This window comes from Desulfosporosinus cupriresistens (assembly GCF_001707885.1).
In the GTDB taxonomy this organism is placed as follows: Bacteria; Bacillota; Desulfitobacteriia; order Desulfitobacteriales; family Desulfitobacteriaceae; genus Desulfosporosinus.
On record NZ_MASS01000004.1, the window covers coordinates 121,212 to 130,912 of the forward strand.

A 9,701-nucleotide genomic window follows, 5' to 3' on the forward strand; every position below is an offset into this window, starting at 1 on the left:
TAACTAAAGCTGACATAGTACCTCACCTCACCTCTTATACTCAACGGGCCGAGACAAGCGAATGACTCCGGCCAATGACCAGAAAATGACCAGAATTATTCCAGCCAAGGTTGCTTTCCCCGCACTGGTATACATTATATTGCTGTACCAATTTTTATTGAGGAAATAGAGTAAGGGAATACTCCCTAACACCAAAGAGACCATAGAGATAAATTCTTTAATAGGTCCATAGAGCAGATAATCCAATTCCAGGCCCACAGTTCTCATATCCGATAATTTCCCCACGATGGGATAAAGGGTGAATTTCAGACTTTTGTCCTGCTGGCAGGCGATCACCTGATCAACCCATTCTTTAAACACGTCGTTGTCAATTCTTTCCCGCAGTTTTTCTAACGCTAATTTGACATTGGATGTAATCAGCTTATTTTCCTTCAAAAAGGCTTTAAAGGGTTCAACCACCGGCGGGTTAAGAACTTCAATGTTTTCTTCTGCGGCCAAAATAAAATCGTTACTTCGAATATACGACGTTGTGACAATGGAAAGGGCCGTTTCTAATTCAGCATTGAGCTGTTTTTTATAGGAGGTTGCTGTAAAAATGACATACCAAAAAGGCAAAAGAAAAAATCCTCCAGAGAGGACCGGTATAAGAAAATAGTTAGATGACATTAAGCCAATAAGAATACCCATAAAGAAAAGCACCACCGCTATTAAGGCTAAGATCGAAAACATGGTTGTTTTTTGTGTTACCACAAGAATATCCCATGTCTCATTTATTAGTTTCCTGAGACCCCGTTTTCTCTTTCCCTCGATAGCATCAACCATTCCTTTAAGGGTTACTTTTTCTGCTTGAAGCTTTTGAATAAGCTCCTCAGCCATTTCCACCGGCGATAGCCTTAGGAGTAAAAAGCTCCCTGCCACTAAGGCCAGGAACGCAATGAGCGATAACATCATCACTAAACTCTCCTTCCAAAAATTGATTCAAAATGACTTTGGGCATCCCATTTTGGATTAAGCGCTTTTGCATTCTTTCCGAAATGGGTTTCACACGTTCAAAATGCCCTTTGATTATCGTTTTGCCACCAATAATCTTGTTCTCCACGACATTGTAACGCCAAAGTGTGTGTAGTTTTCGCTCTCCATTAGATAGGATTTCGCATTCTGTTATTTCCATGATTTTTCGCGAATGATCCTCTAGTTCTTTTTGAAATACCACAATGGGAAAAGCTTCAGATACCATATCATCTAAAGTTTTATCATTAAGATCGTATTTTTGCTTACAAAGGGTTCGCATCCGTGGATAAGCCGCCTCACACGAGTTGGTGTGCGTCGTCGTAACCACGGCATGGCCTGTCCGAGCTGCTTCCTGCGCCCCATAAGCTTCAGAGCTTTTCATTTCACCAATACCGATGATGTCCGGATTCGTCGTAAGTCCATATTCCAACAGTTTTTCTACATCAATCACTCGTTTGGGATTATCACTTCTTCGGGTCACTGTATGCACCACATTAGTCATAGTTTGACCCTGCTCATTTTTCTCAACAAGATCAAATTCCCGATTCTCAACTTCAATAGTGAAAATTCGTTTGTATCGGCGTATTGATTCCAGCAGCCACGACAAGGTCGTAGTTTTCCCCGATCCAGTTGAGCCACCGATGCAAATACTTATGCCATAGCGCAAGAGCAAACTTAACTCATCCAGCATTTCCGGCGTTGCTGTCCCTTTTTTTACGAAATCCTCCCTGCATAAATGTTGAGGATTGACAATACGAATGGATGCGGAAACACCTACCTTGGCATCCACAACCGGAGGAGCGTAAGCTGTAATCCGAATATTGTTTCGCAAATGACCGCGCACCATGGGACTTTCATCATCAAGAATAGCCCCTGATGGACGAAGTAAACGTTTAATGACATCAAGCGCGTGCTGGGGAGAATTGAAATGTTCATCAAGTGTTACCTTACGCCCATCCGCCATGTTAACTTTTATGTCTTCCCATGAATTTATATTGATTTCTTCCATATCTTTGGATTCAAGATATTGCGTTAAAAACGATGCTTCTTTCATCTCAAAATAAAGCTTATCCACCAGTTGATCCTTAGACAGGTTATTAACCCCTAAGTTCTTGTCCTCTATAATCTTAGTGATATAGAGTTTAATCTGCTCCTTCTGACGATCATCGTCATCATCAAACGCTGTAGCATAAGTGGTTGATATATACTCTTGGACTTCATCTAACACCAGCTTGTAATCTCGAATATTGACATTTTGTTTAAATAGATTACTCATCAAATACCTCCAAAGCGAATCGCTTTAATTCTCTTACTAAACTCTTACCTTCTGAAGTCTTCAGAGGATCTAAGAGCCTCCCTTCTAACCATTGTCGTTCTATTTCCTCAGCAAAAGACAAGAAGAAATCTATATTCCCATAGGCTTCAGCCACTTCCTTCTTAGGGGAATAGCTTTTAAATCCGGATAACGCTTTAAGATGCCTTTCTGCACGAAACGCTTTATTCATGGACAACACAGGTAATTGAGCATCAAAAAAGGACAGTCCCTTTAAATCAGCTGTCCCGGATCGAAGCACTTGATCTGCATCCCTCAGGGCTACAGTGGATAAATCATCTCCTGATAATTGACTTGTACAATCCACAATTACATAATCCACTTTATGGCGAAGCAATAAAAATAGGTCTGCAGCCTTCTCCACGGTATAGTTCGGATAGGATGTACTATTTTCACCTTTCTTATATCCCAATACTCCTATAAACTCTCGATCATTAGGCAATATAAGATTAGACAAGATAGCTTCCTGATTCATATCTGCCTTTGTTAAGAGTATCCCTAAGGATTTCTCTTTAGGATCTATTGTCGGGAAAAGGACAGGTAGCATCGGACAAAGAAGATCGCATAACACCAAGGCAACTGTCTTTTGCTTAGAAGCCAAAATCCGGGCCAGCTTCATGCTAATTACGGTCTTTCCGCTCCCCGGGCTTCCCCAGATTGCGATCATCTGATTACTCCCCACTCGCTGTCCCCTCCTTACCTTCTGGGCTTTGAGAAAAGATGCTTTCCTGAGCAGCCAGAAGCATTTGTTTTTTCTCCTCGTTGCCCCTACTCACTAATGTTGCATGAAGCTTGCCATTTTCCTCATATTCGGCCAGCTTTAAAGCTTGTATTGGGTTGACACTTAAAATAACTGTCGCAGGAATATCCTGATCTTCAGTTGACTCACCTTGATTTTGCTGATTACTATCCGATCCCTTCTTTGTGGTCACTGCCAATACTTCTACATATTCAAGTTCTGGCAACCGTACTGCTTCTTTTTTTCCATTGTTACCACCAATCGCAATCAAAGAGACAATATCACCATTTTGAAGCTTTCCTGATAACCCTGACGCAAGACTTTTCAAACTAACTGAAATGGCCACTTTCCCTTCGGGAAGATTATATAGATAAGGGTTATTGAAAAAAGGATCGGAGGATATTTTACTGGATAAAATGTAATCGCCCGGTTTTAGTCCCGCTATCGCATATTTGCCCACTACATCCTCCGCTCGTTTTGCTACATTGCTAGGAAGGTTGTATCCTCCCACTGTCACCTTCTCAATCTTATCCGCGGTTACCCTTTGACCAGCTTCGATATCTTTTTCAACCCTTACAATAACAGTCTGGGCTTTCGCAGCCTTATTGATCAGGGGTGATAGCCCAAAAACAATAAGAAAAGCGAGGATAATACAAGCAACCCCTATGGTTGTTCTGTTTTTGAATCTATTGAGGTTCAATTTTGGCTTAGGTAAAGCCTTTTTGATTGGCTCGGATTTCATGGTATCATCTTTTGTCCTTTGTACTTTCACCGTATTTCGATTTTCAGATGATGGTTTATCCGCTCTTTTTCTAAACACAATGCTTCCTCCTCAAATTACAATTCGTTGTGATACTCCGTCACGATTTAGGGCATAAATCTTAAGCTCTTGTTTTCCATTGAATTCACAGCAACAATCGGCACAATAATAGTGATTTCTACCGACAGAACCAATCGCACGGCTATGACAGACTGGGCAATGAGTAAATCGACTATGGGTTGGGTGACGATTAGTATACTTCCCTTTCCTCTTATCCAAATTTCTCCCACCTTCTTAAAATTTAGCGACGAAATTTGTAGCAATGACTAAATCCGCTGTCATTACATCCACCTGTACACCCATAAACCAAAGGGGTACTTCTAAGGTAATTCGAGTTGTGATTGCCAAGGTTTCAGCTCTTATTGAATGATCAGGTTTGAAGGGAGCATTAAGAACATCGACGGTTAGTCCGTAAACTTCAAATTCCTTGGCATCTCCCGCCATTTTGGTATGTCGACTTCCATTGGGAGACGTTCCTAAAATTCGATCCAGCTCTGCATAAATGTCTCCCGTACTAAGCCTAGGTAGCCACACCGTTTCATTACGTTCATATCCTCCTGAGTAACCACTTTTTAATCCTCCAAATGATGTTTCATAATTCGCGGTCGCTACAGTATTTACAGCGGACTGCACTGCATCTCTCACTCCATATCCAATAATTTGTAGCCGCATATACTCATAGCCTACCATCATGAGCATGAGGAGAACCAAAACAATGGCTGCCACTAAGGGGTAGCCTAATCCCTGTTTATCCCTTAGTACCTTTTTTAATATCAAACATCTCACCTCCCAATTATCACCTCCTATCATCGCTTCATTATTTCTTCCGGATCGGCAGGAGCAATATGCCAATCATCAATCACCGATCCTTTAAGGGTTAAATAATTGGACTGTGAACCTGTCAGCATCCCTGCCGGAGTCCACATATCAAAAACAACCACTTGAGGCTCATATTTGTTATAATTTTTAGGGAACCAAATCGGCGTAAAGTGTACTCTGTCCCCATCTTCCGCGTAATGAGAATCCGGATTCACCTTAAACCAAAATTCAGCATTAAAACCTGCCTCCTTCAAGTCAAGTACCCGATTATAGGTGCCATAATCAAATTCGGGGAAATAAACAATAGCATTTTGGGCTCCTGTGACCATATTAGAATTAGCAGTGAACCAACTTTGAGCAGATACATCTATATCAACTCCATATCCAGCAGGCATTTGCCATTTATCATAATAGATCGGATCGGGCTTAGCTGTAGGGCAATGCTCATTAGGCAAGACATCCATCTTCACGTCCAATTCTGCAGAATAAGTAATCCATTCATATTCCCAATACCCTGAACCATCCTCTAGCTCTACCCACCAAGCTTTCCACTCCCCCCATGTAGCAGCAAGTTTTTCACTTCTAAGAGGCGGCGACTCTGGTAGCCAATAATCAGGCGTTCTTGCCTCACCTTCCGGATTGAGATCAAAGAGCTTTGTATCGGGTGGAGTAAGTTCCTCCAGCTCAATCACCTTAGCATTGATAGTGGCCGATGAGCTTCCGGCAATACGGGCGGAGTTGTTTCCAGATATGGATACAGATATGGTAACGTCTTGTGGCGTGGATGGAGTATGCCATTTAAACCAAGCGAGCTGAGATCCCCCAGCTGGAAGGACCAGTGCATGAGTGCCACTTTGTCCCGTGCTGGTAGTAAAGTGGACATAGGCTTTAGCGTTAGGAGTAATGCGGCTACTGGCGTGTACTTCGACAGAAGTAATAACATCTGTATTCACACGGTATTCCACATCATAGGTGGATGGAGGCTCTTCCGGAGTTCCTGTGGCGTTGGCCGGAAGGAAACGCATTCCCCAACCACCCCCTTGAATGATGCGTTCATTGGCCCAATTGATACCTTCTTCAAGAGGTGATGTAACAGGGTATCCGAACCAGCTATGTTCTAAAACAATGGAGTTAGGCAAGGCCCGATGAGTGAGGGCTGTGATCAACTGGCCATCCGCTCCACCACCAAAATTAAAATACCCCAGCTTTTGAGCTAGGGCATATTCTGTGGCCGTGAAGGCCAGTTTAGTTGTACCATCTTTGAGGTAAGCGATAATGACTGGCTCGTAGACAACAAGCCAAGGGACTTCATTGAGGAAGTTTCCGTGTTCGTCTTTGGAAGGAAGGATACGATCAGGGGAGACTGTTCCGGTTTCTCCGTTAATGGTGAATTGGATGTTGGAGACTAGGCCTTCTCGGGTCGTGCCTTTTTGATTGGCGAAAGCATTAATGAGTGTGTTGAGTGAACCTTCAGAACCAAAGAATTCCTTCACCGCTTGGATATTACCACCACTAACAACAGGAGGAGCAGGAACATTATCCTCAATTCTTTGTGGTGAATATGTTGGGGCAAACGTTAATCCATCCAAATAATCTATTTTGCTACCGTTACCATAAATGATCCCGCTAGTAGGGGGCGTAAAATGATTTGGTCGAACATAGATAGGAGCATTCCCAATCATTTTGAAATTCGCCAAACTAGGATCTGAGGTTTTTGCTTGATCTGACTTTGCAACATAGACCGATACTTTATACATGTATTCCCCTGAATTGTAGTGAGCATAACCGGTTTCAGCTCCTCCCACATCGCCATCGCCACCATCGGCGTTATCATCAGCAAGCGTTATTGACGGAGTAAAAAGGCATAAGCAAACCAGCAACAAAAAGTATACAAACCGTTTCATAGCAAACCTCCTTGCATAATAAAAGGCAGCCTTTAAATCAGACTGCCTTTATCAATATTTAGCTATTAGAAATGATCTCCTTCGCCCATCTTAAGACCATCTTGATAATATTTAGAAGCATCTTCATCTTTCACATTCGTTGCTGCTGCCCCTGGTGCTAAGAATGGATTCTCTGACGGAGGAACTAAGTTACTACCACCAGTATTATTATTCTGCGTTAGCTGTTGCTTTGCAGTTTCAGTAGGCTTAGGCGGTGGATTCTTAGCCGCTTCTTCCTTAGATTCATACCGGGGAGTAGGCTCAACTACAGGCTCGGGTGTCGGTTCATTTATTAACTCAACTTGCTTGCCATTAACCATCGTGGCTTGCTGCTGTTGTGCTTGTTTCATCTGTTCCACCAATTTGGCAGCTTCATCTGCAATTTGTTCCGATGATTTGGTGGTTCCAGGGATTGAAGTTTTAACTAAATCCGAATTATTAGCCTGAGTTTGTTCAAACCCTGATTCGTCCCAGCCAACACTTTCTTCCGGTTGAAGTTTCCAATAGATACCGAAGCTTAATCCTACGATGATCGGAATTGCTAAGATTATAGTACCTAATTTAAATCGTTTAGCCTTATTAATTTCTTCCATACTCATTTGTCAGACCTCCTATAAAAGCAAAGTCTACCATCTTAATACTATTATACTCTACAATGGCATGAAATATCAAGCATTTAAGAGTATATATAAGATATTAAAAGAAAAATAGCTTTAATTCATCTTTTGTTTTTCAGTATCTCTATAGATAAAGACAGCGGTTAGGCTGCCCTTGAAATGGTTAGCGTTCGTATTCGTCTTCATTCTCTTCTAATGTCAATGCAGTCAATGTTTCTATGGCTAAAAGATGATGCATCTGAAGAATTAACTCTGGAAGACTTTTTGTAATGGTTCCCCATAAAACCGCTAAATCGATATTTTCGTAGTCATGTATGATCTTGTTACGCATACCCCGGATGCTTCTCCAAGGAATTTTGGGATTCGCGTCTTGTGTCAAAGGATCCACTTCTTTAACTAGTTCGCCTATCTGACCTATACAAAAAGCACAGGCTGAAATGGTTTTTCGATCATCCATGAACTGTTCGAGATCCATACCACTTATATATTGAACAGCATCCCGGGCATAATTAATCGTTTTTTGTAAGATAATTCTATCCTTGCCGGTCATAAAGTAAGACCCCCCGGCTTTCAATTTCTTCGAAGATAGGCGAACCAGGTTTGATCTCAGAAAGCTCAATGAGATCAACTTGCTTTCCCAAGGTTTGAGTTATATCCTCCAATACTCCGTAAAAGTTGATATTCAGCAACTCTCCCCGGCTGTCGATAACAATATCTACATCACTTTTATCAGTTGCCATATCCCTTGCATAGGATCCAAATAATATCGCGCGATAGACAGGAGCAGCGTCAAACACTGGGCGAAGCTTGCTTTTAATCTCATCTGCATTCATCAAAATCACTCCTTATCTTTCCCATTCATAGAGCAGGATTTCCTCTCTCCTATACTCTTTTAAGAAATTTTTACTTAAAGATTCGGTTATTAGTAAATCAATTATGCGTATCTAATTCGTCCTCAAGCTCCAGCCTGAATCTTTATAGTTTAAAGTAGTCTTCTATCTTTTCTCTATCAATCCATAAACCAATAACGCTGTCGAGTACTGCTTCTACTTTGGCATAAGAACCAAAAAGGATAACTAGTTTAACACCATAGCGTTTTACTATATCGACACAATCATTTTGATTCCATTAATCATATAGCTTTGTACCACATAATTAATCATCCTTTTATTTGATAATCGACCAGTTTCCTAAATCCATTCTATGGAAATAGTATACCACAAATTTTAAAATTATTTTCCCTCAAATCTATACCCTGTTTATCTTAACCCCTATTTTTATCTTTATTTTGGAGCAATAAGAAAGATAATCATAGCCCCTGCGGCCAAATAGGGACCAAGGGCAAACGGTTGATTCCGCTTGCCCCTTATCAGGTTAGTCAGAATGGATAAACTCAATCCTATTGCACCGGCAGAAAATCCTTCCATAACTCCTAAGACGCAACCGATTCCGGCCATGAGCTTGACATCACCTCCACCAAGGCTTTCGCTTTTCTTCAAAGCCGCTAACATAAACGGTATGGGAACAAGAAAGAACCCGAACAGAGAATTCCAGTCAAAGCCTATTAAGCTGATGAGAATGAGTAGAACGTGAATTGTATCGGGAATGATCTTGGTTTTAGCATCGTGGATGGCGGCAACTAATAGTACTGAAAAAAACAATAATCCTTTAATCACTATTAAGCTTTCTGTTGTCATCTGGATTTCCACTCATCTAAGGCTACATAAGGATAATTCTTTTGAGACCGGGCAAAGTGAATCATATTTTTCACTTGATCGACAGCCGATAGATTTGTTTGATCTTTAGTACACATCATGACACTACCAGCGATAATAACAAACATTGCCAAGATGCAGACCGATATATTTTGCGTGAACAGAAAAGCTAGTATATCCATTCCTCCACCCAGCAAACATATCAGGGTAGATTGCCTCAATTCAGTTTTACCAAATCCGTCGAAGTATTCCGGTCGAGTCTTGATTCCGACCGGAATATAGAGCGTCTTTTTTGTGTCTTCCATAGGCCCTCCTAAGCATAGTAATAGAATACGATATCTTTTAATTGCCAAATTGATTCAGCAATAATATAAAAAACACCCGCATGAATCGCTCTTTTCTTGTACATAGGACTCTCATCTTCATCTCCCATCATTCTAAGAAAACAAAAGGCTATCCTCATAAATACCCCCGCACGAACTAGCAAAATAATTGCTTTTGTAATCTCTTCTACCTCCACCTCCATTCCCCCTTACCTTATTTCATAACTCCTTTGACCATCTGAACCAAACGAGTGGCATGATAGGCTTTCATCATGCCACCGCCTTGACCTCCTGAAAGAATGATAAATTCTTGTAAGAATTTAGGAGTACGTAAAGCCATGACAATGACCGCAAGCGCCCATATCAGATGTCCATTTAGGA

Annotated in this window: 14 protein-coding genes; all 14 read right to left on the reverse strand. The window is 41.3% G+C overall.

Annotated elements, in window-relative coordinates; translation table 11 throughout:
* Positions 1-27: 27 nt before the first annotated feature.
* The 14 genes from DSBG_RS02855 to DSBG_RS24275 all read right to left on the reverse strand — a co-directional run bounded on the left by DSBG_RS02855 (position 28) and on the right by DSBG_RS24275 (position 9,687).
* Positions 28-876 carry a type II secretion system F family protein gene (locus DSBG_RS02855; RefSeq protein WP_242877386.1) on the reverse strand — a complete coding sequence of 283 codons (849 nt, stop codon included), beginning with the start codon at positions 874-876 and terminating at the stop codon, positions 28-30.
* Entirely contained in the window at positions 869-2,287 is a 1,419-nt protein-coding gene (locus tag DSBG_RS02860) for a CpaF/VirB11 family protein (RefSeq protein WP_068962712.1), read from the reverse strand. Before DSBG_RS02860 ends, DSBG_RS02855 begins: the two co-directional genes overlap by 8 nt.
* Positions 2,280-3,026 carry a hypothetical protein gene (locus tag DSBG_RS02865; RefSeq protein WP_068962713.1) on the reverse strand — a complete coding sequence of 249 codons (747 nt, stop codon included), beginning with the start codon at positions 3,024-3,026 and terminating at the stop codon, positions 2,280-2,282. Before DSBG_RS02865 ends, DSBG_RS02860 begins: the two co-directional genes overlap by 8 nt.
* On the reverse strand, positions 3,016-3,903 hold the full coding sequence (gene cpaB, locus DSBG_RS02870) for a Flp pilus assembly protein CpaB (protein WP_083236697.1): 888 nt from the start codon (positions 3,901-3,903) through the stop codon (positions 3,016-3,018). Before cpaB ends, DSBG_RS02865 begins: the two co-directional genes overlap by 11 nt.
* Before the next feature lie 12 nt (positions 3,904-3,915).
* Positions 3,916-4,122 carry a YrzR-like zinc ribbon domain gene (locus DSBG_RS21585; RefSeq protein ID WP_083236698.1) on the reverse strand — a complete coding sequence of 69 codons (207 nt, stop codon included), beginning with the start codon at positions 4,120-4,122 and terminating at the stop codon, positions 3,916-3,918.
* A 15-nt stretch (positions 4,123-4,137) separates the two neighbouring features.
* Positions 4,138-4,680 (reverse strand): hypothetical protein, encoded by a 543-nt coding sequence (locus DSBG_RS02875; RefSeq protein WP_083236699.1) that lies wholly within the window; start codon positions 4,678-4,680, stop codon positions 4,138-4,140.
* A 29-nt stretch (positions 4,681-4,709) separates the two neighbouring features.
* Complete coding sequence (locus DSBG_RS02880) at positions 4,710-6,626, reverse strand: DUF8195 domain-containing protein (RefSeq protein WP_068962714.1); 1,917 nt, start codon at positions 6,624-6,626, stop codon at positions 4,710-4,712.
* Between the two features lie 65 nt (positions 6,627-6,691).
* Complete coding sequence (locus tag DSBG_RS02885) at positions 6,692-7,264, reverse strand: hypothetical protein (RefSeq protein ID WP_068962715.1); 573 nt, start codon at positions 7,262-7,264, stop codon at positions 6,692-6,694.
* A gap of 181 nt (positions 7,265-7,445) precedes the next feature.
* Positions 7,446-7,832 carry a HepT-like ribonuclease domain-containing protein gene (locus DSBG_RS02890; RefSeq protein ID WP_068962716.1) on the reverse strand — a complete coding sequence of 129 codons (387 nt, stop codon included), beginning with the start codon at positions 7,830-7,832 and terminating at the stop codon, positions 7,446-7,448.
* The gene (locus DSBG_RS02895) at positions 7,816-8,115 is read right to left on the reverse strand and encodes a nucleotidyltransferase family protein (protein WP_068962717.1); all 300 of its coding nucleotides are present in this window, start codon (positions 8,113-8,115) and stop codon (positions 7,816-7,818) included. The genes DSBG_RS02890 and DSBG_RS02895 overlap by 17 nt, the downstream gene beginning before the upstream one ends.
* Positions 8,116-8,565: 450 nt before the next feature.
* Positions 8,566-8,958: a prepilin peptidase gene (locus DSBG_RS02900; protein ID WP_176716147.1), complete on the reverse strand. Its 393-nt coding sequence runs from the start codon at positions 8,956-8,958 to the stop codon at positions 8,566-8,568.
* 17 nt (positions 8,959-8,975) lie between these two features.
* Positions 8,976-9,302, reverse strand: coding sequence for a hypothetical protein (locus DSBG_RS02905; protein ID WP_068962719.1), 327 nt, complete (start codon positions 9,300-9,302; stop codon positions 8,976-8,978).
* 8 nt (positions 9,303-9,310) lie between these two features.
* A complete protein-coding gene (locus DSBG_RS02910) occupies positions 9,311-9,523 on the reverse strand; it encodes a mercury transporter (RefSeq protein ID WP_068962720.1) in 213 nt (70 codons plus the stop codon).
* An 11-nt stretch (positions 9,524-9,534) separates the two neighbouring features.
* A complete protein-coding gene (locus DSBG_RS24275) occupies positions 9,535-9,687 on the reverse strand; it encodes a conjugal transfer protein TrbL family protein (RefSeq protein ID WP_491005696.1) in 153 nt (50 codons plus the stop codon).
* Between the last annotated feature and the right edge of the window lie 14 nt (positions 9,688-9,701).